General features: G+C 47.1%; 18 protein-coding genes. 12 read left to right on the forward strand and 6 right to left on the reverse strand.

Annotated features, from left to right (window positions below):
* Positions 1-94 precede the first annotated feature (94 nt).
* Together KIV41_RS13620 and KIV41_RS13625 are read left to right on the forward strand one after the other, a co-directional pair.
* Entirely contained in the window at positions 95-742 is a 648-nt protein-coding gene (locus KIV41_RS13620; protein WP_285336674.1) for an HAD family phosphatase, read from the forward strand.
* A gap of 156 nt (positions 743-898) precedes the next feature.
* Positions 899-1,432, forward strand: a complete 534-nt coding sequence (locus KIV41_RS13625) for a cytochrome b (RefSeq protein ID WP_005441227.1) — start codon at positions 899-901, stop codon at positions 1,430-1,432.
* Positions 1,433-1,457: 25 nt separating this feature from the next.
* Here the strand turns inward: KIV41_RS13625 and KIV41_RS13630 are convergent, their stop codons facing one another.
* Positions 1,458-2,498 carry a lactonase family protein gene (locus KIV41_RS13630; protein WP_252042496.1) on the reverse strand — a complete coding sequence of 347 codons (1,041 nt, stop codon included), beginning with the start codon at positions 2,496-2,498 and terminating at the stop codon, positions 1,458-1,460.
* 357 nt (positions 2,499-2,855) lie between these two features.
* Between KIV41_RS13630 and KIV41_RS13635 the strand changes: the two genes are divergently transcribed.
* From KIV41_RS13635 to KIV41_RS13650, 4 genes are all read left to right on the forward strand, one after another.
* A complete protein-coding gene (locus KIV41_RS13635) occupies positions 2,856-4,487 on the forward strand; it encodes a methyl-accepting chemotaxis protein (RefSeq protein WP_182026741.1) in 1,632 nt (543 codons plus the stop codon).
* Between the two features lie 337 nt (positions 4,488-4,824).
* Entirely contained in the window at positions 4,825-5,775 is a 951-nt protein-coding gene (locus KIV41_RS13640) for an HlyD family secretion protein (RefSeq protein ID WP_373417610.1), read from the forward strand.
* A 4-nt stretch (positions 5,776-5,779) separates the two neighbouring features.
* Entirely contained in the window at positions 5,780-6,706 is a 927-nt protein-coding gene (locus tag KIV41_RS13645; RefSeq protein WP_285336675.1) for an ABC transporter ATP-binding protein, read from the forward strand.
* Complete coding sequence (locus KIV41_RS13650; protein ID WP_285336706.1) at positions 6,706-7,803, forward strand: ABC transporter permease; 1,098 nt, start codon at positions 6,706-6,708, stop codon at positions 7,801-7,803. The genes KIV41_RS13645 and KIV41_RS13650 overlap by 1 nt, the downstream gene beginning before the upstream one ends.
* 123 nt (positions 7,804-7,926) lie before the next feature.
* On the opposite strand, the gene KIV41_RS13655 is transcribed toward KIV41_RS13650, so the two are convergent.
* The 3 genes from KIV41_RS13655 to fdhF form a co-directional block, all read right to left on the reverse strand.
* On the reverse strand, positions 7,927-8,241 hold the full coding sequence (locus KIV41_RS13655; protein WP_285336676.1) for a hypothetical protein: 315 nt from the start codon (positions 8,239-8,241) through the stop codon (positions 7,927-7,929).
* Positions 8,242-8,398: 157 nt separating this feature from the next.
* Complete coding sequence (locus tag KIV41_RS13660) at positions 8,399-9,325, reverse strand: endonuclease/exonuclease/phosphatase family protein (protein ID WP_285336677.1); 927 nt, start codon at positions 9,323-9,325, stop codon at positions 8,399-8,401.
* A gap of 93 nt (positions 9,326-9,418) precedes the next feature.
* A complete protein-coding gene (gene fdhF / locus KIV41_RS13665; protein WP_285336678.1) occupies positions 9,419-13,657 on the reverse strand; it encodes a formate dehydrogenase subunit alpha in 4,239 nt (1,412 codons plus the stop codon).
* Positions 13,658-13,972: 315 nt separating this feature from the next.
* On the opposite strand from fdhF, the gene KIV41_RS13670 reads away from it, so the two are divergent.
* The 5 genes from KIV41_RS13670 (at position 13,973) to KIV41_RS13690 (ending at position 21,643) form a co-directional block, all read left to right on the forward strand.
* Positions 13,973-14,395: a hypothetical protein gene (locus tag KIV41_RS13670; RefSeq protein WP_039840344.1), complete on the forward strand. Its 423-nt coding sequence runs from the start codon at positions 13,973-13,975 to the stop codon at positions 14,393-14,395.
* A gap of 135 nt (positions 14,396-14,530) precedes the next feature.
* The gene (locus KIV41_RS13675; RefSeq protein WP_252042490.1) at positions 14,531-15,922 is read left to right on the forward strand and encodes a TolC family protein; all 1,392 of its coding nucleotides are present in this window, start codon (positions 14,531-14,533) and stop codon (positions 15,920-15,922) included.
* A 146-nt stretch (positions 15,923-16,068) separates the two neighbouring features.
* Positions 16,069-17,787: an efflux RND transporter periplasmic adaptor subunit gene (locus tag KIV41_RS13680; RefSeq protein ID WP_285336679.1), complete on the forward strand. Its 1,719-nt coding sequence runs from the start codon at positions 16,069-16,071 to the stop codon at positions 17,785-17,787.
* 2 nt (positions 17,788-17,789) lie between these two features.
* On the forward strand, positions 17,790-20,999 hold the full coding sequence (locus KIV41_RS13685; protein WP_285336680.1) for an efflux RND transporter permease subunit: 3,210 nt from the start codon (positions 17,790-17,792) through the stop codon (positions 20,997-20,999).
* 77 nt (positions 21,000-21,076) lie between these two features.
* On the forward strand, positions 21,077-21,643 hold the full coding sequence (locus KIV41_RS13690) for a copper-binding protein (RefSeq protein ID WP_270051492.1): 567 nt from the start codon (positions 21,077-21,079) through the stop codon (positions 21,641-21,643).
* A gap of 83 nt (positions 21,644-21,726) precedes the next feature.
* Here the strand turns inward: KIV41_RS13690 and KIV41_RS13695 are convergent, their stop codons facing one another.
* Positions 21,727-22,254: an autotransporter domain-containing protein gene (locus KIV41_RS13695; protein WP_039840349.1), complete on the reverse strand. Its 528-nt coding sequence runs from the start codon at positions 22,252-22,254 to the stop codon at positions 21,727-21,729.
* Positions 22,255-22,404: 150 nt separating this feature from the next.
* Between KIV41_RS13695 and KIV41_RS13700 the strand changes: the two genes are divergently transcribed.
* The gene (locus tag KIV41_RS13700) at positions 22,405-23,313 is read left to right on the forward strand and encodes a LysR family transcriptional regulator (RefSeq protein ID WP_252042486.1); all 909 of its coding nucleotides are present in this window, start codon (positions 22,405-22,407) and stop codon (positions 23,311-23,313) included.
* A 109-nt stretch (positions 23,314-23,422) separates the two neighbouring features.
* On the opposite strand, the gene KIV41_RS13705 is transcribed toward KIV41_RS13700, so the two are convergent.
* Positions 23,423-23,953: a hypothetical protein gene (locus tag KIV41_RS13705; protein WP_009706222.1), complete on the reverse strand. Its 531-nt coding sequence runs from the start codon at positions 23,951-23,953 to the stop codon at positions 23,423-23,425.
* Between the last annotated feature and the right edge of the window lie 51 nt (positions 23,954-24,004).

Raw genomic sequence — 24,004 nt, forward strand, 5'->3', positions numbered from 1 at the left:
TTGAGTAAAAAGCGTGTGAGATGGTGGAATTCAGCAAGAAAATCGATGTTGCTTGTGTCAAAATGCGCCATCTCAATCGACAAGTCATAAAGTAATGAATTATCAAGCAGCTATTTTCGACATGGATGGGTTACTCCTCGACACAGAACGCGTTTGTATGCGTATCTTCAAAGAGGCATGCGAAGCACAAAATCTTCCTTTCTTCGAAGAGGTTTACTTAACCATCATTGGCCGCAATGCCGCTGGCGTTGAAGCGATTTTTCGTAAAACCTATGGTGATGACTTAGACCGTCTGCACAATGAATGGCGTACTCGCTACGATGCGGTCGTGAAGCATCAAGCCATACCGGTAAAAGACGGTGTGGTTGAACTGCTTGAATGGTTGAAAGAACAAGGCTTACCTATTGCGGTTGCTACTTCAACTGCAAAAGAAGTGGCAAAGAAGAAGTTGGAACTGGCGGGCCTAAGCAAGTATTTCGACAACTTAACGACAGGCTGTGAAGTGTCCCACGGCAAACCAGATCCAGAGATCTACCTGCTTGCAGCAAGTCGTCTAAACGTAGATCCAACCAAATGTATCGCATTTGAAGATTCCAACAATGGCGTACGTTCTGCAGTAGCGGCGAACATGGTCACTTTCCAAATCCCAGACCTTGTTGAACCTTGCAAAGAAGTTCGTGCCTTTGGCCATACGATTGTACCTTCCCTGCATCACGCATTAGCTGAGTTAAAACAGGCATAACCCGCTTCCTCTCATCTAACTGACTAAAAACGCTCCATCTTTTGGGGCGTTTTTTGTGGGTAATATTTACCCAACTTTACACTGAGATGTGTAGTTCTATTCACAGCATTGATGGATAATTGCTCGCATAACCACAAATAAAACGAGGATTAATTCATGCTCAACAAGAAGCCATTAACTTGGCAAACCATTACATTGCACTGGATAACGGGGCTTGCCTTTATCGGTGTATTCGCGCTTGGCCTTTACATGGTTGATTTGCCGCGCAGCCCAGAAAAGTTTGAGTGGTATGGCATCCACAAATCACTAGGCGCTATCATTTTAGTTGTCGCTCTTATCCGTCTAGTGTGGCGCTTAAAAGAAGGCGCTCTGCCACCCGCTTCAGAAATGCCTGCATGGCAAGACAAAGCGGCCAAAGCAGTACACGGTATCCTTCTGCTTGCTACTTTGGCAATGCCTATCTCTGGTATCGCAATGAGCGCAGGTGGTGGCCGAGCCGTGGATATCTTCGGTTGGGTTATTATCGCTGAAGGTCCAGAAACCCCTTGGCTTCAGGAACTCGGCTCAACCATTCATCACTCTGCAGTGGAAATCTTGATTGCCGTGTTTGTTCTCCACGTTGCTGGCGCCATCAAACATCAAGTGGTCGACAAAGATGGCACCATTTCTCGAATGCTTGGTCGCTCATAGGAAATAACTAGATACCCAAGCAATTTTAGACAGCTTGGGTATCTTTCGTATTGCTCTCAAGGATACAAACTGGCAAGCCTATTTCAATTTCAAACCCTGTTGGCTTAAACATCCCACTCTGTTCATCACGTTGGAAACTAACAATATTATTTGAATGCTGATTTGCAACAATGAACCACTTACCATCAGAACTGATCGTGAAATCTCGGGGAAACGCCCCGCCACAATCAATATCATGGATTCTTTCTGGTTGCCCACTCTTCACATCGAATAGCACAATTCTATTTTGGTGTCGGCACGATACGTATAAGAACTGCTCACATGAAGAAAGCTTAATTGCAGCCGCCGCCTCTCCTTTCTCGCTATCATTTAAAAGATCACATTCATGTTCAATACACCATTCGTTAGCCTGTTTTTTTAGCGTAACGAGTGTTTCAGACAGTTCGCAAACAATGTAAGCAATGTCTTCGTTCTTATTTAATACTAAATGTCGAGGCCCTGCGCCCGCAGGCAATTCTATTGATTGGCGTAACTCAAATTGACTATCCGCATAGCCATAGATGTACACACGATCAGCGCCAAGATCGACAACCCATAATTCGGAACTCCGAAGCAAAAACTTGACTTGATGCGCGTGCGGTGAAGTTTGTCGCTGTAAATTTGGGCCACTACCTTCGTTGAATAAGTTTGCTATCAGGTTTAATGGTTTCCCCTCGCTATCAAGTTGGTAAACGCTCACATTCCCTGAACCATAATTAGCTACGGCAAGCAAACTCTCTGAACTGTCAGAGTCTAAGTGACAAGGATAGTCGCCATTGATATCAATATAATGGGTTTGCTGCTTGGTCAAAAAAATAAGCTGGGCGCCTTCTACTTCTTCCACTTCATTAAAACTATATAAGCCATTTTTGGTTAGGTGCAGATATGAAGGGTTAGAGGTATTCAACAGAGTTGAGTGACTCGATAGTTGACCAGTCGCTGTATCTAATGAAATAGACTCAATTCCTTTGCTCAAGGAATCTGTGTATGTGCCAACCAAAAAACGTAAGCTGTTGCTAACTTCCATGAAAACTAAACCTAAGAGGGACTAAAGAGGTGACTTTGCCTAGTCTTAGTAAGGACTACAAGACCATAGTTGTGGTTTCATGGCGAAATGTGACAATAAACAAGAAGGAATAAATCTCTAGCATTTCATAGTTAACCACCTTATATTAATAAACTCTAAAATAACTATTTACCTAAATAATAATTGAGTTTATTATTTATATATACATACCCCTTCAACTAAAATAACCAAATATCAATAACTTGATAACCAACTTATTTTACAGCGCATTAAAAAATTTCGAGACACCCATCACACAATATTATTATTCCAAGAATTAGAATCCGATCTTTTACAACCTATACATTCAGTGGAATTATGAATTTATCCAATTTAAGTGTTAGAAAAAAAATCGGAGCGCTGATTTTAGTTATTGCATTCTCAGTTATAGCGCTGTCATTCTTTTTTGCTTCTCAAATACAAACAATTGAAGGCAAGTTGGTTGTATTTTCAGAAACAACAGTACCAAGTGTTATTCTAGTAAAGAATACCGAGATTGAACTTGGCATTCTTAGAAAAGATGAGTTTTCTTTACTTACAAACGTTGATCACCCTGAATTTCAAAGCTGGGTAAAAGGTTTGGAAGACACAGAGAAAAAAATCGACCAGTATTTAGATGAATATGAAAAAGGCTTATGGGACCAACGAGATCATAATGCCTTTAATAAAGTTAAAGATGCTTGGATAAGATATCGCGCATTCAACAATAATTATGCACAATTATTGTTGAATGATAACATAGACGAAGCTAATAGAATTCTCCTCAATGGTTTCTCTACGTTCAATGAGCTATCGCAAGCAATTCGTGGACTTGTTGAATTAAACCAAACCTATATTTCTGAAGACATTAACGGTGCGCACATTGTTGTCGCCAACGCAATCAAATACAGCATTGCTGCAATTGTTGGTTTGTTAGTTTTAATGTTTATTGCGGGCATGTACTTAACCAAGCAAATCTGCACACCACTTAATTATGTTGTTGAAATGGCATCAAAAATTGCATCAGGTGATCTGACTTATCAATTACCTCGCGATCAAATCGGCAATGATGAATTGGGCCTATTGGCTGATGCGTGTGTCGACATGCAAGCAAAGCTTCTTAGTCTTGTCGACAGTATTGCTTCAACAACGGCTCAGGTAAGTACCGCGACGGAAGAAGTTAGCGCTATTTCAGAACAAACCTCTTCGGGCATGGATGAGCAGCAACAGCAACTGAACTTAATTGCTACTGCAATGAATGAAATGCAAGCCACGGTCAATGAAGTAGCTAATAATACAGAAGCTGCCTCGGAAACAGCGAATGGCGCATCAAACGACGCTAAGCAGGGTCTAGAAGTCGTTCAAGTGTGTATCGATCAGATTCAAGAGGCTTCTGTGGCCATTCAGTCTGTTGGCACCATGGTGACCGAACTTGAGCATGACGCATCCAACATCAGCGTTGTAGTTGATGTTATTCAGGATATCGCTGAACAAACCAACCTGCTTGCTTTAAACGCAGCAATTGAAGCAGCACGAGCTGGTGAACAAGGCAGAGGCTTTGCGGTGGTTGCCGATGAAGTACGAACCCTTGCAAGTCGTACCCAATCATCGACAGAGGAAATCGTAGCCATCATTAGTAAGCTACAAAATTGCTCGAAAGATGCTGTCTCTTCTACAACGCATAGTAGTGACCTCATTCAGGCTTGCGTCGAGCAAGCTCAAAAAACAGGTGCAACAATTAGCCACCTTGAGCAAGGTGCTGACAACATTGCGGAAATGAGCATTCAAATCGCAAGTGCATGCAGTGAGCAAAGTTCTGTAACGGAAGAACTGCATCGTAATGTTGAGCACATAAATCAGTTCTCCAGTGAAGTGGCGACAGGCTCTCGCCAGACTGCAATTGCTTGCCAAGACTTAAGTGAACTTGCGGTTGGTCTACAAGAAATCGTTGGCCAATTCAAAACTGCGTAACCCTAGTTTATCGCCCTGATAAACTCATCTCAAAAGCCCGATGTTCCCCCTCCGGGCTTTTTATTTGCGTGTTAAACCGAAAATCGGAGCCCGATCTCGACTCTAACTAATCCTCTCTAACGCTACCTTATTTAAGCTAAGCCACTATATTTGAATAAGAATATTCTTAGAAACGCATTTAATAGTGAAGCCAATTTCGATAATTAATCAATTGATGAATATTGAAGTAATTATCTTCCTAGTCGAACAAAACTGACTCACGTTACACTGAATGCAGTCCCACACTCTTCTATAGCTTGATACGAATTCGAGCTCACCTTCTTAGAGGAAGCGTCGCATGATGAAGCGAATCATTCTTGGCACCCTAGCCCTGACTCTTTTAACTGCCTGTTCCAAAGATGACGGACAGCAAGCCCTTGGCACACTAGAGCGTGACCGTGTAACCTTTACTGCAACCTCTAGCGAGATAATTCGTGCCTTACCCATCAAGGAAGGTAGCCAAGTCACCGAAGGAGAAGTGTTGGTTCAGCTCGATACCAAGAACCAAGAAGCCGTTTTAGCTCATGCAGTCGCCGAGCAAGCCAAAGCGGACGCTTACCTTTTGAAATTGACCAATGGTGAACGACCAGAAGACATTGCCGCCGCGCAAGCACGCGTTGCCAGAGCGGAAGCTCAATTGGTTGAAGCGCAAAAGAACTACCAACGCAAAGCGGAGTTAGTTCGCAAGAAACTCATCAGCCAATCAGAAAAAGACACCGCTTTAGCAGCCAGAGATTCTGCCCGTGCAGAGCTAGACTCCTCACAAGAAGAGTTCAGCAAACTGACGGCTGGCTCTCGCCCTGAAGATATTGAACAAGCGAAAGCCGCACTCATGGCAGCAAAAGCCGATGTGGCACTGCAAAAACAAAAACTGGCAGAACTCACCATCACTGCCACGCGTGACGGCTTACTCGACAACCTACCGTTTAACCTTGGCGAACGCGTCCCTGTGAATGGCGTGGTTGCTGTAATACAAGCCAGCCGCGTCCCATACGCTCGCGTTTATGTTCCTGCTAACTATCGAGTCGACTTTGTTCTGGGTAAAACGGTTAACGTACATGTAGATGGCGTTGAGCAACCATATAGCGGCACCGTTCGTTGGGTTGCGACTGAGCCTTCATTTACGCCTTATTTCGCGCTTACCGAGGAAGAACGCTCGCGTTTGATGTACCTTGCAGAAGTCGACCTTCAAGACTCCGCACAATCCTTGCCTTCAGGTATTCCAGCGCAAGTGGATTTGGTGGAGTAAGCCAATGACCGAATACGCGATTCAAGCTGAAAATGTGGTGAAAAAGTTTGGTGACTTCACCGCCATCAACAACATCACGCTCAATGTGCCCAAAGGCAGTATTTATGGTTTTCTTGGCCCGAACGGCTGTGGTAAATCGACAACCATTCGTGTGCTGACTGGCTTGCTTAGCCCAAGTGAGGGCAATGTCGATGTACTCGGGCTAGAGATCCCAAAACAATCTGAGCTTCTGCGCCTTAAGATAGGCTACATGACACAAAAGTTCTCGCTTTATGATGACCTGACGGTTCAAGAGAATCTTGAGTTTATTGGACAAATCTTTGGTATAGAAACCAAGGCACTGAAAGCTCGCATCGAAGAACAACTAGCCACCTACGGTCTCGACCAACTGCGTAAACAGCGCGTGGGCGGAATGAGTGGCGGCCAGAAGCAGCGCTTGTCTCTCGCCGCTGCTACCATGCACAAACCAGAACTGTTGTTTCTCGATGAGCCCACGTCTGCGGTTGACCCTGAGAACCGCCGCGATTTCTGGGAGCAATTGTTTGATCTTTCTGACCAAGGTACGACGATTTTGGTCACAACGCACTACATGGATGAAGCGGAACGCTGTCATCGTCTGGCTATTATGGAAGCTGGGGAAATCCGCGCCGATGGTGAGCCAGAAGAGCTCATGGCGCAAATGGGCGTTAACATCGTCGAAGTCAAAGCGGATAACTTACGCGAGCTAAAAGAGAAAGTCATCCAGCGCGAAGAAATCCGTTCTGCCGCTCAGTTAGGAATCCGCTTACGCATTTTGATCCACCAGCACATCGCACAACCGATCGAATGGTTAACCCAAACCTTTCCTGAGCTTGATGGCTGCGAGATGAACATTGCTCGCCCGAGCTTGGAAGATGTGTTTGTCAGCGTGACGGGAGAAGGTCGCCAATGATGAAATCTATCGCCCGTATGAAAGCGGTAATGATCAAAGAGATCCGTCAGCTTTCACGTGACCGCATTACCTTTGGCATGGTCGTGATGATCCCGTTGATTCAGCTCCTGCTGTTCGGCTTTGCCATTAATACGGATATTCGTAATATTCCCGTTGGCGTCGTCGATCAAAGTGGCAGTACTGCCGGGCGTGTGATCACCGAGTCCGTCAAAGTCACGCAAGTGGTCGATGTGATCGAAACCTTCGCTACCGCATCAGAAGCCGAGCAAGCCATTCAAGACGGCTTGGTACGAGCGGCTTTGATTCTACCTAGCGACCTAACCCAACGGATGGTGCAAGGTAGAGAGCTTGGACAATGGATTGTGGATGGTTCAGACACCATGATCAGCTCAGCGATTCTCTCTCTACAAACCATGCCGTTAACGGATTTTGATTTTGAGATTCGCCCTGCCCCAACCAAAACCTTTGAAGTTGCGCTGTATTACAACCCGAGTCGGCGCTCGGCGGTGAACATTGTCCCTGGTTTATTGGGCGTGATTCTGACCATGACCATGATCTTGTTCACCAGTGCGGCCATTGTTCGAGAACGGGAACGCGGCAATTTGGAGTTATTGATCACTACGCCAATCCACTCCATCGAACTCATGGTGGCGAAGATCATCCCTTACATCTTTGTTGGTCTGATACAGGTGTTTATCATTTTAGGCTTGGGGCACTGGATATTTGGTGTGCCGATAAACGGCGCCATTAGTCAGATACTGTTTGGCACGCTGTTGTTTATCGCCGCGAGTTTAACCTTAGGTTTGGTGATATCCACCATTGCGACGACACAGCTTCAGGCCATGCAGATGACTGTGTTTATTCTTTTGCCGTCGATTCTTCTATCCGGATTTATGTTCCCTTATGAAGGAATGCCCGTCGCGGCACAATGGATATCAGAAGCCCTGCCAGCCACTCACTTTATGCGTATTATTCGGGGTGTGGTGTTGCGCGGTGCAGATTTAATGGAGCTATGGCGAGATACAGTCTGGCTACTTGGCTTTACGGTGATAGGTTTAGTTGTTGCGTCATTACGCTTTAAAAAATCACTCGATTAATCCATCAGATTCCAAAACTAAAAACGCCTCCAGGTTTGGAGGCGCTTTCTAAAACCACTTTTAGTATCAGTAGTATTCACCCAATGAACAATCGTGCAAATCGGAAATACTATAGTTTCTTAATTAATTGATTTTAAAGTTAAAAATCACTTCTTTACAGACATTGTGTCCCCGCTCACTATAGGTGATGTACCCTTCACTATAAGCTCTCTGTCCATCAGATGACGTTACATGGGCAGCAAACTCTAAATGCGCAGTATGTGCGTGAACACGTTTTTTACTCTCATACATATCAAGCCATTCTTCTCGATTGGCCATCTGCATCAACATCGACTCAGCTTGCGACTCTAACTGCTGTGGATACACATAAAATCGATTGTAGGCAAAGTACGAGCTCATCAAAAAAAGTATTAACACTGCTGAGGCTGTTCTTGTCATAGAAGCTTCCTCTTATCTTTATGAATTTTTTATACTCATAAAGTTTAGGTTATGAAACTGACTTGAATAACAGCTTACAGTCAGAATCAGTCAATTCCATGACAAGCCACACCGCGATTTAACCTAATTCTAAATAACTAGACACTTTGCCATTAGCTCATTGCCCGATTAGAGTCGTCACCAACCTGTGATCAGAGCCATTCGGTTGATTTGTCGATGCTCTTGAGCAGATCATCCGATTTGAGTTTTCTGACTTAAGCCAGAGGTGATCAATCCCTATCATGGCGAAAGCAGGAACCGGCAACTCCTTTACTGATGTTGGCCAACTGGCAACAGGTTGAGTTTGGAAACGAGAGAACAGCTTGCTAAACCTTGGGCTTGCGGCTGAAAGGTTGAAGTCCCCAATCACAATCATTTCCGGTGTTGGGTACAAATCAGAAAACGTTTCTATGGTTCGAATCAACGCATTTCTGCGTTGCCACAGCGGCTCGGTTCTTGGTGATGGAGGATGCGCCGTCATTAAGGTAATTGGGTTGTCCACTTGCCATGTTGCTCGAATCACCTCTTGACCATCTGGAGTGTGATAAATCGAAACAGGCTCCAAAGGATAACGGCTCAAAATCATCTGATTTGACGGATAACCAACACCGCGCTGGCCGCCATAATAGAAAGGATAAATATCGTCGAGAAGATGAAGCTTCTCCCCCACTTGAGGTGAGAGCTCTTGCATCACCACCAAATCTGCAGGATGTTTAAGCAAGTAATTGATGAACTGATTGATGTCCGGATTTTCGTAGAACAGGTTGAATTGGACTATCGTCAGCGGATTTTCGCAGGTTTGGTTGTTCGTGATCTGAGTGGGTAAGAGATACGCAATAGAAGCAAAGCCGATTAAAGCAGAGAAAATGGCTTTCGCCCAGTGACGACAAACCAAAAGTACCAGAGCAAAACCTAGATAGACGAATAAAAGGAGAGCGGGAATCGAGGTTAGATTCTCCGCCCACCAAATATTATGATATTGCCTTGCAACCAGCCAAATTGAAGCGGGTAAAAACAACACAATCCATTGAATGACTCTCAGCACACGCACGGCTCATTTAGCGATTACATATCATAAGCTTATATGTAATCGCCCAACTCGCCAGTGCGCTACTGACCTGTATCTAAACAGATTGGCTTAAATGGAATGAACCGCTTCCGTTGCAGGCTCTGTGAGCAGCGCTTTTTCGCTCACTTCCACTTTAACCGCAGCGACCTTGAACTCAGGGATTTTCGCATGCGGGTCAGTCGCCGTTGTCGTTAAACGGTTCACCGGCGATTCAACAAAGTGGAATGGAATGAACACCACACCTTTTTGAATACGCTTAGTCACAAAGGCATTAATCTCAATGCTGCCGCGACGTGTAGACACCGTCAGACGCTGACCATTACTGATGCCAAGTGCTTCTGCGTCTTCCACGCTCACCATCGCTCGTGGGCCAGCAAGGTTATCCAACCCTTTGGTCTTACGCGTCATGGTGCCGGTATGGAACTGCTCAAGTACGCGACCCGTCGTTAACACAAGTGGGTACTCTTCATCTGGCAACTCAGCCGCATAACGGAACGGTACACCCACCATCTGCCCTTTACCACGTGTAAACTGGGTTTGGTGCATGATGCGAGTACCTGCCGGGTTGTTCTTGTTGCTCGGCCATTGCACACCGTTTGGCGTAATTGCGTCCCAACGAAGACCCGCGTATTGAGGTGTCACTCGTGCGATTTCATTAGTGATATCAGACACGCAGTGGTAGTCCCAATCACTGCCCATGGCATTGGCGATTTCTTGAATAATCCACCAATCTTCTTTCGCTTCACCCGGTGCAGTGACAACCGGATTCACGCGCTGAACACGACGCTCCGTATTGGTGAAGTGACCCGCTTTCTCTGCAAACGAGCAAGAAGGCAGAACCACATCCGCGTATTGCGCGGTTTCCGTTAAGAAGATGTCTTGAACCACCAAGAAATCGAGCGCTTCTAAACCTTCAATCACATGCGCTTGGTTCGGGTCACTCAACACTGGGTTCTCACCCATGATGTACATACCACGAACGTCACGATGGCAAGCCGCATCAATGATTTCTGTCAGGGTTAGACCTTGCTCAGAAGGCAGATTAGGTGCGTTCCATTCAATCGCAAACTTCTGACGCACAATTGGGTTGTATACCTTTTGGTAGCCTGGGAAGCTGTTTGGCAAAGCGCCCATATCACACGCGCCTTGCACGTTTGATTGACCACGCAGCGGGTTGATACCACCACCTTCAATACCGATGTTGCCACACAGCAATTGCAGGTTAGCGATAGAACGCACGTTGTCATGACCTGTCGTGTGCTGAGTAATCCCCATCGAGTAGTACACAGCCGTACGATCTGCCGTACCGATCATGCGCGCCATTGCTTGAATGTCTTCGGCTTTTACGCCCGTAACCAACTCCACTTTATCGAGGTTGTAAGCTGGCGACATCACCTCTTGCAACAAGGTATCAAAGCCGTCGACACGTTCTTCGATGTACTCTTGATCGTACCAACCGTTCTTGATGATCTGCTGCATGACGCCGTTCAGGAGCATCACATCCGTACCCGGACGGTGCGCCATATACAGCTCTGCATGCTCTGCCATATCGACACGTTTCGGGTCAGCCACAATCAAGCGAGCGCCGTGGTGACGAATTGCTTGTTTGATGTGTGAAGCGATGATCGGGTGTGCTGATGTAGTATCCGAACCGATAATAAAGATCACATCCGAGTGCTTAATGCTTGGAATGTCGTTGGTCATTGCACCACTACCGAGTGATGCCTCAAGACCGGTTACACTCGATGCGTGACACAAGCGCGCACAGTGATCGACGTTATTGGTGCCTAGTTCACGACGGACAAATTTTTGGAACGCGTAGTTGTCTTCGTTGGTGGTTTTCGCTGAAGAGAAGCCCGCCAATGCGTTGCTGCCAAAATCTTGCTTGATGCCAGAGAACTTGTTCGCAATCAGTTGAATCGCCTCTTCCCAGCTTGCAGGCTGCAACCAACCATCTTTACGGATCAATGGCGTGGAAAGACGCTCTTCACTGCCAATGAAGTCAAAACCAAAGCGTCCTTTCACACACAGCATTCCTTGGTTAACCGGTGAGTCACCGCCTTTCACGTAACGAATCGTATTGGTTGTTTCGTCCACGAACATGGTCAACTTACAGCCCACACCACAGTATGTACAAATGGTGTCGACCGCTTTCAGATCTTCAGTACGGCCTTGCGAACGGTCACGACTATCGACCATTGCGCCCGTTGGACACACTTGAACGCAAGCGCCACATTGCACGCAGTTCGAATCACCCATTAGGGTTAAGCCATTCTTGTTACTTCCAAAGTGTGGACGATCGTCAGGACGTAATGCCGGACGACCTTGTTTATCGCACACGAAGTTCAGTACACCGTGTACGGCTTTGTCGCGGCACGCTTGGATGCACTGACCACAGCTAATACAGCGGTTAGCATCAAACTCAATAAACTCAGAGCTACGGTCAACTTCGTACTTATGACGCAAGTCTTTCGCACGAAGATCTAACCAATCTTGATGCGATTTAATCTGCAAGGAGAAGTCAAAGCTTTGCTCAGCCTCATATTCGGTGGAGTAATCACGCAGCGAACAATCGGTATTTGCCTGACAGCCACATTCTAGACAGCGCGCTGCTTCTTTCATTGCTTCTTCGTTATCAAAACCCAACTCCACTTCAGCGAAGCTTTGCTCGCGTTGCGCTGGAGTCAATTCTGGCATGATAGAGCGAGCGACTTTTTGGATGTTCTCGAAGTGAAGCGGGTCGACTTGAGAGAGTTTCTTCTCTTTACGCGAGTTGAACGCCGCCTTTGGCATGTCTGCCATATCGCCATTCAAAAACAGGTCAATGGCTTTTGCCGCCACGCGGCCATCACCCACCGCTTCAACTGCCGTTGCTGGACCACGGCGGAAATCACCAATACTGAAGATATTGCCCGTGCCGGTGTGCATGGTCTTTTCATCTGCATCGGAGGTGTTCCAACGCGTAAGCGGAATCGACAAATCTTCACCTTCGAGGAAGCTCAGATCTGGCTTTTGCGATACTGCCGCAATCACGGTGTCGAACTCTTCGGTGAAGAACTCGCCGGTTGGTTTAGGGCTTCGACGGCCAGATGCATCCGGCTCACCCAACGCCATGCGCTCTAGGCGAATCGCATTCACGCGTCCGGTTTCATCAGCAAGGTTTTCTGCAGGGTTGGTCAAGAAGTGGAATTTCACCCCTTCGTGTTCCGCTTCGACAATCTCATAGTCTTCTGCTGGCATTTCGTCACGGGTACGACGGTAAATCAACGTGGTGTCTGCACCAGCACGACGCGCAGTACGAGCACAGTCAATTGCCGTGTTACCACCACCGATCACCGCGACTTTCTGACCCGTGACGTAGTTTTGCTCAGTAACGTAATCTTTCAGGTAATCAACGCCCAGATAACAACCTTCAAGGTCGCTGCCTGTGTAATGCATTTCAACCGCTTGAGACGCACCGACAGCCAAACACACTGCATCGTATTCTTCGCTCAATTGAGAAAGCGTGAAATCCACACCCAGTTTTTGGTTGGTGCGAACCTGCATGCCATTGCGGCACATCAGTTCGATTTCTTTATCGAGAATGTCTTTTGGTAGGCGATATTCAGGAATACCATAACGCAACCAACCGCCCGCTTTTGGCATGGATTCAAAGACAGTGACGTCGTAGCCTTCATTCGATAAGTAGTAGCCAGCCGTTAGACCACCAGGACCACTGCCGACGACGGCAATGTTCAAACCTTTGCTTGATTTCTTTTCTGGTACATAGGCTTCATGCGCAGACAAATCCGCATCCGCGGCATGACGCTTAAGCTGACGAATTGCAATAGGCTCATCGACTAACGAGCGGCGACATTCGCTCTCACAGAATGCCGGACACACACGACCAATCGATAACGGCATAGGAAGCGTACGCTTAATCACTTCAATCGCTTTTTGATGATCGTTCTGTGCGATGTGATAAAGGTAGGATTGGATGTCTACACCCGCTGGACACGCGGTTTTACATGGCGCTTCACAATCGGCGTAATGGTCCGTCATGATGCGGTTAAGTGCTTTTCTGCGGTGCTCGCTTAATTGTTCTGATTGCGTGACCACATTAAGGCCGCGGTAAACTTCGAGTTCACACGCACGCTTAGTACCGCCACTTTCGACTTCAACTACACACAAGTCACACGGTACTTTTTCATTACTTTTGTTCATTCCGCACAGCGATGGGATCTCGACCCCACACACTTTTGCTGCTTCTAAAAGGGTTAGACCCTCTTCTACAATTCTATATTTTCCATCGATGACAATTTCTATCATGCAACCCCCGCAGCAAAGCAAATCCAAATCTGCACAAGTAAAACCATGCATTCTATAAGGATAATCATTTGTAAGACAAGTTAGTGTGATGTAAAACTTATAAACCACATTTTTCACGTGTCATAAAAAGCGAGGGCTTCTTTCGCTAACTTTCAACACTCGGTGTTTAACAAACGTTTTACTCCCTCGAAAGTGCGAAAACTGAAGGGTTGGACTATTTTGATAATAAGAGTAATAAATGATTGACCTTACCCTTAGGTTAACCTTTAGAATCGAAGGGTTTTCATCATTTTCATCAAACACATGGGAAAGGGTATGCACTTAAAATCGCTGCATACAATTTGGTTAACTCTCTTCACGACGCTAGTGCTATTGGTATCTAGTGTGGCGAACAGTGAGCCGTTGATGAATATTCAAATGATGTCTACTGGCATGGCTCACCATCCTTCTATGATGAGTGACAGCGAACACTGCGGTATGCCTGGCATGATGGACGTCTCCATGACTGACGCTTCTATGTCCGAAGATGGCGATGCAAGAGAAACCAGCATGAACTGTGGTGGAGGCTCTGGCATGGTTCATACCTGCTGTACTGCTGCGTGTACGATAGTTTTCGTCCCCCTACCGAATCCTGTCAATAGCCCGATGCCCGTCGTCTATCGCGCAACTATTACTCCTGAAGTTGCTTCCCCAGTCGTACACGTCAGCCGCGACCTGTACCGACCTCCAATAGCCTAAATCCATCCTAGCATTCGACCCTGCGCGTGTATCGCAGGTTGTTTTAATGCGCCTGAACGATGAGGTAACAAGGCTTTACTGTTCCCGCAATAAAATCTGCACCTCCATCGATCCGGCGAACACTGGATTTAGATTATGGATATCAAACCATACCGCTTAGCTGCACCTATTTTTATGGTGGCTCTGGTCGCTGCGCCAACCTTGGTTAACGCCGCAGGTAAAGAGACGCACGCAGCGCAAAATTCCACATCAAGTGAGCGAGCTTCAACGACCAAGCTTGCCCAACTGATCAACGTCGCTTTGAGTAACGATGGCAATCGTAAGCAATACTCAGCGCAATCTGCTGCCATGCGTGAAACGGGCGTCGCGAGTGCGACCTTGATGGACCCAAAACTAAAAGTGGGTTTTGGTGGCTTGCCTGTCGACAGCTTCAAATTCGATGAAGACCCAATGACCAATATCTCCGTTGGTTTAATGCAACAGTTTGAGCGTGGCTCTACGCTTGATTTACAACAGAAGAAAGCCAATCAACAAGCCGACGGCCTTGGGCTTCAAGTTCATGCTCGTGAGCTTGAGGTAGCCAACAGCATGACTCAACTTTGGTTAGAGCTTGGTTACCAGCAACACGCGGAGCAAATCATGCTTGAGAACCTCAAGTTGATGAAGGAGATGGAAAGCTTTATTCAAACCAACTATTCGATTGGTAAGAGTGAAGCGCAAGACCTACTCAACGCTCAATTACAAGTCAGCAAGTTGGATGAGAAACTGCAAGCCAACGCACAAATGCAACGTCGTCTTATCTCTCAACTCTCCGAATGGTTGGGGTCAGACTGGTTGGCAAACGAAGAGGCTCTGCACGCGAGCAATCAATTGAACTGGGACACACTGAACAGCAAACTTGCTGCCAGTCAGAATTCCACCAAGCATTATCAGCAACTCAGCCAACACCCGATGGTTAAGATGGCAGACGTTAGCATTTCTGCCAATAAAACTCAGGTGGAGATTGCTGAGCAAGCCTACAACCCACAATTTGGCGTCGAAGTAATGTACGCCTACCGCCAAGCCGACAACATGATGGGCGAACCCGCTTCTGACTTGGTCAGCGCTTACTTAACCATGGACATTCCACTGTTCACTGGTGACCGCCAAGATCGCAATCTTGCTGCCGCTCAATACCAAGTTGGTGCGGCACAATCGCAAAAAGACACCTTACTAACGCAGATGAATGCCAAGGTGAACACTTTGCTGGTTGATCGCGGCAACTTAACCCAACGTTTAGAACGTTATCAATCCACCTTATTGCCTCAAGCGAAAGCGCGCATTCAAGCCGTTGAGCGGGGTTATCAAAACAACACAGCGCAGTTTAACGATGTGATTTCTGCCACGACTGACGAGTTGGCTCTGCAATTAGAGCAACAACGTCTGCTGACCGATCTCAACATCGCAAACAGCAATTTAGCCACCCTACTCGGTGGTTTCGACTACCAAGTGGCTTCACCGGAAGCTCGCTCTATTTCGACATATTAATTTGTGATTCCCCAAGACAGTTGGGGCTACAGCTAGGCGGCAAACGAGAGAATCCCATGAGCATAGATCTGCTATGTGATTTGGGTGAACGAGAGCTGGCAACAACGCTGTAGCGTCAAATGTGAAGGGGAAAATAAGGTAAAACAATGAAAACATTTAAGATTGCAACCATCGCGCTGATTGTTGGTGGTGCTTTAGGGTTTGGTGCTAATCATTTTCTTACGGGCTCGGCTCACAACATGAGTGCGATGGGTGGCGAATCTGCTGCAAGCTCTAATGATCCGCTTTACTGGGTTGCCCCAATGGATCCGAATTACAAACGCGACAAACCGGGTAAGTCCCCAATGGGCATGGATTTGATTCCGGTTTACGCAGAAGACCTATCCGGTGAACAAGATGCACCAGGTACAGTGACTATTGACCCTTCAGTAGAAAATAACCTCGGGGTTAAAACCGCAAACGCGACACTACAGCAGTTGTCACCACGCATCGAAACCGTTGGTTATATTGCCTTTGATGAAAGTCTGTTATGGCAAACCAACGTTCGTGTGGCGGGTTGGGTAGAAAAACTCTACATCAATGCCGTGGGTGAGAAAGTGAAGAAAGGCGATGTGCTTTTCACGCTCTACTCTCCTGAGCTGGTTAAAGCACAAGAAGAATTGCTGAATGCGTACCGCACTGGCCGCAAAGGTCTTGTAAAAGGCGCGACCGAACGCTTGGTAACGCTTGGGGTTGACCGTGCTCAAATCAAATCCATTACTCGTAGTGGTAAAGCATCGCAAACCATTGAAATCAAAGCGCCTGCTGATGGCGTTATCGCGAGCTTAAACGTGCGTGAAGGTGGCTATTTGTCCCCTGCTCAAGCGGTGATCAGTGCAGGTCCTTTGGACAATGTTTGGGTTGATGCAGAAGTCTTTGAGCGTCAAGCACACTGGATGAAAGCGGGTTCTCAAGCCACGATGACCCTTGACGCGATTCCGGGCAATGAATGGCAAGGTGTCGTAGATTACGTGTACCCAATCCTCGATCCGAAAACACGTACGTTACGTGTGCGTCTTAAATTCCCTAATCCAGATGGCGCATTGAAGCCAAATATGTTCGCCAATATTGCCCTGCAGCCTGTCACTGACGACGCAGTATTAACGATTCCTAAATCATCTGTTATCCGCTCTGGCGGTATGACTCGCGTTGTCCTGGCGGAAGGTGATGGCAAATACCGTTCTGCTCGAATTGAAGTTGGCCGCGAAGCTGGCGAACAAATCGAAGTATTACAAGGACTTAAACAGGGCGACAAGATAGTTACTTCATCTCACTTTATGCTCGACTCTGAATCAAGCCAGTCGGCGGATCTATCTCGCATCAATGGTGTAGAAGCGGCAGCAGAAACGGCATGGGCCAAAGGTGAGATCACGGATGTGATGAAAGATCACCGTATGCTGACCATCAACCACCAGCCTGTACCAGAATGGGATTGGCCGGGCATGGTAATGAACTTCACTTTCGCAGATGGCGTTGAAATGGGTGACTTGAAAAAAGGTCAGGCTATCAAATTTGAAATGCAAAAGACAGAGTCCGGTCAGTACCAAATCATCGACTATAAGGCAGACAACAGCGTCATTGCAGCTGAAGTTTGGCTGACTGGTGACATCACAATGCTGATGGCTGATTTTGGCATGATTACCTTAAACCACCTACCGGTTGCAGAATGGAACTGGGATGCGGGCGAGATGAACTTTTCAGTGGGCGAAGACGTTGATTTATCGGATTTTGAAGAAGGACAGAAAGTTCGGTTTCTAGTTGAAAAACAAGGATCTGACTACGTTCTTAAACAGCTAGTTCCTGCAACAACAGCCGTCGAGGGTTAATTATGATCAATGCTATTATTCGTTGGTCACTGAGCAACCGATTCCTAGTGTTGGTCGCGACCTTAGCCCTTGTATTAGGCGGACTTTACAGTGTAAAGAATACGCCTGTTGATGCGATTCCGGATCTTTCTGATGTGCAAGTGATCATCAAGACAAGCTATCCGGGTCAAGCTCCTCAAGTCGTCGAGGATCAAGTTACTTACCCACTCACCACCGCCATGCTTGCCGTGCCGGGTGCTGAGACGGTTCGTGGCTACTCATTCTTTGGTGACTCTTACGTTTATATCATTTTCAACGATGATACCGACATGTACTGGGCACGTTCACGCGTGTTGGAGTACTTAAGCCAAGTAGCACCAAAGCTGCCACCGAACGCAAAACCAACCCTAGGTCCTGATGCAACGGGCGTGGGCTGGGTTTACAGCTACGTATTACAAGACAAAACCGGCAAGCATGATTTGGCGGATCTTCGCAGCCTACAAGACTGGTTCTTGAAGTACGAATTGCAAACCGTGGATGGCGTTTCTGAAGTCGCGACCGTGGGCGGCATGGTGAAGCAGTATCAAGTGCAGATTGATCCTGCCAAGCTGCGTGCGTACAACCTCACTTTGCAACAAGTGAACATGGCAATCCAAAACGGTAACCAAGAAACCGGCGCGTCCGTTATCGAAGTGGCTGAAGCCGAACACATGGTTCGTACCACGGGTTACTTAACCAGCATTGAAGACATTAAATCACTGCCGCTAAAAGTCACCGAGACAGGCACGCCGTTGCTCTTAGGAGACATCGCAGACATTAACCTTGGTCCACAAATGCGCCGTGGTATCTCAGAGCTGAATGGCGAAGGTGAAGCGGTCGGCGGCGTTATCGTGATGCGCTTTGGTGAAAACGCCAGTGAAGTGATTGCAAAAGTCAAAGACAAACTCGCCGACCTACAACGCAGCCTGCCAGAAGGCGTGGAAATTGTTGCAACCTACGACCGCTCTACCCTTATCGATTCAGCGGTAGAAAACCTATGGAAGAAGCTTGCAGAAGAGTTCATCGTCGTTGCGATTGTGTGTGCGTTGTTCTTATTCCACATTCGTTCTTCATTGGTTATCGCTCTGAGTCTACCGGTTGGCATTCTCACTGCGTTTATCGTAATGCATTGGCAAGGCATCAATGCCAACATCATGTCCCTTGGTGGTATCGCGATTGCCATCGGTGCCATGGTGGATGGTGCAATCGTGATGATTGAAAACGTTCATAAGCACATTGAACGAACGCCACTGACCGATAAAAACCGCTGGCAAGTAATTGGCAAAGCCGCAGAAGAGGTTGGCGCACCGCTGTTCTTCTCGTTGTTGATCATTACTCTTAGCTTCGTACCAGTGTTCGCCTTAGAAGGCCAAGAAGGCAAGATGTTCTCGCCGCTTGCATTCACTAAGACTTACGCCATGGCAGCGGCTGCAGGTTTGGCGATCACACTCGTCCCTGTTCTTATGGGCTACTTCATTCGCGGTAAGGTGTTACCGGAACACAAAAACCCGGTTAACCGTGGCTTGGTCGCGTTGTACCGTCCGCTGTTGAACACCAGCTTAAAATACCCTAAGACCATGATTGTTATCGCATTAGGTCTAATGGCATCGGCTTACTACCCAACCAGTAAACTGGGTAGCGAGTTCATCCCGCCGCTGGATGAAGGCGACTTGATGTACATGCCAACGACCTATCCGGGTATCTCGATTGGTAAGGCGCGTGAGCTTCTACAACAAACCAACAAGCTGATCAAAACCGTTCCAGAAGTGAAAACCGTATGGGGCAAAATTGGCCGAGCTGAGACCGCAACCGATCCAGCACCACTCACCATGATCGAAACCGTGATTCAGTTGAAGCCACGCGACCAATGGCGTGAAGGCGTAACAACCGAGTCACTACGCAAAGAGTTCGACAAACTGGTTCAGTTCCCTGGTCTTACTAATGCTTGGGTAATGCCGATCAAAACGCGTATCGACATGCTGGCAACGGGCATCAAAACCCCTATCGGCATTAAAATCGCGGGTCCCGACCTGAAAGTGATTGAGAAGATCGGTTCCCAGCTGGAGCCAATTCTTAATGGCGTACAAGGTACAGCATCGGTTTACGCAGAACGTGTCGCAGGTGGTCGTTATGTCACGATCGACATTAAACGTCGTGCAGCGGCGCGTTACGGCTTGAGCATCAAAGACGTTCAGCAGGTGATCTCGACCGCGGTGGGCGGCATGAATGTAGGTGAAACCATCGAAGGCTTGGAGCGTTACCCAATCAACGTTCGTTACCCACAAGACTACCGTGATTCAGTGGTTAAACTGCAAAACCTACCGTTAGTGACACCAAATGGCGCTCGTATTGCGCTGGCTGATGTAGCGGATATTCGTTACGAAGACGGTCCTCCAATGATCAAGACGGAAAACGCACGTCCAAACGGCTGGGTGTTTGTCGACATCGATGGCCGTGACCTTGGCTCTTACGTCGTGGAAGCACAGCAAGTCGTGGCCGATCAGTTGGAGCTTCCTGCGGGTTACTCGCTGGCTTGGTCTGGTCAATACGAATACATGGAGCGTGCGAAAGACCGCTTGAGCGTCGTGGTACCAATCACCATTGCCATCATTATGCTGCTGCTTTACTTCAGCTTCCGTCGTGTCGGCGAAGTGATGATCATCATGCTTACGCTACCGCTCGCTATGGTCGGTGGTTTGTGGCTCATGCATATCCTCAACTACAACTTCTCGATTGCTGTTGGGGTCGGCTTTATTGCCCTCGCAGGCGTCGCGGTTGAAATTGGGGTCATCATGCTCGTCTACCTCAACCAAGCATGGCACTACAAAAAGCTGGATACGGAAGAGAGCCAACAGAAGCTTGAGGCGAAAGACCTAACCGATGCCATTCGTGAAGGTGCAGGCCTGCGTGTCCGCCCAGTAATGATGACGGTACTGACGGTCATTATTGGTCTGATTCCGATCATGTACGGCGAAGGTACAGGATCAGAAGTAATGCAACGCATCGCCGCACCAATGATTGGCGGTATGGCATCGGCACTGCTGCTGACGCTGTTGGTACTTCCAGCCATCTTCAAGCTGTGGAAACAACGTGAGTTGCGCCCAAACAACTCAACTCCGAGCCAAACAAGCACGCAAACTGGCAACCAAATCGAAAACGCCGACAGCACAGATCGCACTGGCAACAACGCTTAATCCCTACCTTCCCCTCAAACATGCCGTTTTGAGGGGAAGCAACCAAGTTATTAATGAATTAAAACAAGGATATAAAAATGAAAAAGACACTAATCACTCTTGCTCTAGCCCTAACAACAACGACTGCGTTTGCCCAAATGGATCATTCAAACATGGACCACGCGAACATGGACCATAGCAACATGAAGCATGAAAATATGGACCACGGCAGTATGAAGATGGACCACAGTAAAATGGACCATTCAAACATGATGGATATGCCGGGCATGTCGGCAGTAGGTATGCCAGCAAAAGGGGCAAAGCCAGACAAGGTGGTACACGTTATCTTGGGTGATGACATGACCATCAAGTTCAAGAAAGACGTTAAGATTGAGCCAAACGATGTGGTGCAGTTTGTAGTCATGAACACAGGTAAGATCAACCACGAGTTTACGATTGGTTCGGCTAAAGAGCAGTTAGAACATCGCGAAATGATGAAGACAATGAGCGGTGATCATATGCACGACTCGGGCAACTCTGTGACGGTCGAACCGGGCAAAGCGAAGCAGTTGTTGTGGCATTTCCACGGTGACAACAAGATTGAGTTCGCGTGCAACATTCCGGGCCATGCAGAAGCAGGCATGACAAAGAACATTACGCTGTAAATCGTACTTGAACACAACAAAAAGGAGCTGACATTTCAGCTCCTTTTTTCTCTCTGATTCCTTACTTACGAACCGATATCGGCTCAGAAGTTATAGGCTGCCATGACTCGAACCGCCATCTCATCTTCCTCCGACAAGCTGATGTCCTCGTCAATTTTGTAGCCTTCAACAATAAGACCAACGCTGGCAATATCGACTTTGACGCCTAAGGTTGGTTCAAAGTTGTTTTGGCTATCTGTGTCGACATACTCACCCGTCTCTTCTTCAAAATACTCAATCTCGACATTGTTGTAATTCAACCCGATACGCGGCGTTATCGCCAACACATCGTTTACGCGAATTTCGTAACCCAACGCAGTATGTAATCCCCAAACTTGCTTCTCTGCCCAATGCGTGCCGAAATGCTCTTGCTCACCGCTGTCTATCGGTGCATTGAAGCCGAGTGACCAATTGATATTGGGCAACACTTCTGCACCCATCTCTACACTTAAGACCTCATGCTTATCCAAAAACGTTACGCCACCGGCGATAAAGGGTTCTCTCTCTTCTGCAAGCACTGGAGCGCTAAGCAAAAGCACCAAAATGAATAAGCCAACCAGATCTTTAAGCATGACACCTCCGAGCAATGAATACGTCGATTTACCACTCTCAGAATACGTGGATTACGTGCGCATTTTTGACGGTTAAGAAGCTCAAATTTGAACCTTTGAACACCACACAATGTCGTAACCAACGACGTAAATTTATGCTTAAGGCGCTTTGTGAAACACTCCATAGACCTCAACCTGTATCGCTTTTTAAACCTGATTTTTGAACAGAAGTCGTTGCCCAAGGTGTGCCATACGCTCGATATCAGCCGAGCAACGTTTAATCGCCAGCTAGCTGACTGCCGTGAGTTATTTGGCAACGAGCTGTTCATTGCCAACAAAGGGCTGTATTTCCCGACCCTGTTTTGCAGTCAACTCATGAACATTATCGAGGAACCGTTAGAACAACTGGAGTCTGCTCAAACTCAAGTCAACGTCCTTGAAGCCGCTACGCAACCGACCCAATTTCGCTTTTTTGTACCAAACCCTCTGAGCGCCATTCTCACCACACCCCTACTCGAATTGCTCAGCCAACACGACAATATCGCTGATTTCTCGATGGTCGATTGGAATCTTGAAGGCATCGAATTTCCAAAAGCAGGCTCACTTGCCGTCGGTATTTCTGGCTACCCTTCTGTTATGAATGAACGCGTGGTTGAGCGGAAAATCGGTGAGCTTGGTTTGTATCTCTATACCTCGCAGAACAACCCGCTTTGGCAACGAGATCATATTGATATTCAACGTCTACAAAATGAAAAATTGGTGCGAGTGTCGATGGGCGCACTGGATGATGCCATTTACTATGAGAGGGTGAAGCGACAACTTGGGTTTGCTTTGGAAAGACGTTTAACCGTGCCATCAGTTCATGCCGCTTTGGATTGGTTAATCAAAACCGATTATGTTCTGATTTGCTTTGCCCTGCCCAATTCGGCTTTGCCGCAAGGCATCAAGAAGATTCCGTTGATTCAGGATAACGCTCAGATGTTCTTTGATATCGGCTTGCAGTTTCACCGTGGCTATTATCAACACCCAACGATAGTGAAATTAGAAAAGCACCTGTCCGATATTCTCAACGATTTATAGCCTCAATGGCCATCGAGATACTGGACATACAAAAAAGCCGCCCGGTACAGGCGGCAAACAAGCAGTATGTGCAATAAAACGATAAAAATATAAAGGTCGATGAAAAACGTTAGAAGTTGAAGCTCAACGTAGCGCGAACCACATCTTCTTCAAATTCTTTACCATTGATCGGGTTAACCGCTGAGTCGTTGATCTTACCGTAATCAACCGTTAGGCCGACCATACGCCAGTTAACCGTACCGCCAACAGAAGCGTAAACGCTATCAATGTTCATGCTCTGGCCAGAGTGAGTGCCACCATTGATATCAACGTCCGCATTAAAGTAGTTGATACCAAGCTTAGGAATGATATCGAACTCAGCAATTTCAAAGCGGTAACCAATGTTCGCGTACATACCCCAAGCGTCTTGATCGTTCTTTACGGGCATATCAATTGCGTCAGAGCCAACAAAAATACCACCACCGGTGACAATGTTGTTACCCACATCGCGGCTGTAACCCAAGGTATACATTTCGTGGTCGCCAACGAAGGTCGCACCCGCTTCAATTGAGTTGTTGCGGCCTTCTGCCAATGCGTGGCCAGAAGCGGTCACAGTTGCCAATGTTGTTAGCGCTAGAATGCGTTTTGATGTGATAGTCATCTTTACTCTCTCGGTTTGGATTTGCTTATTACCCTACCCATTTCTGAATAT

This window comes from Vibrio sp. D401a (genome assembly GCF_030248515.1).
GTDB classification, from domain to species: Bacteria; Pseudomonadota; Gammaproteobacteria; order Enterobacterales; family Vibrionaceae; genus Vibrio; species Vibrio rotiferianus.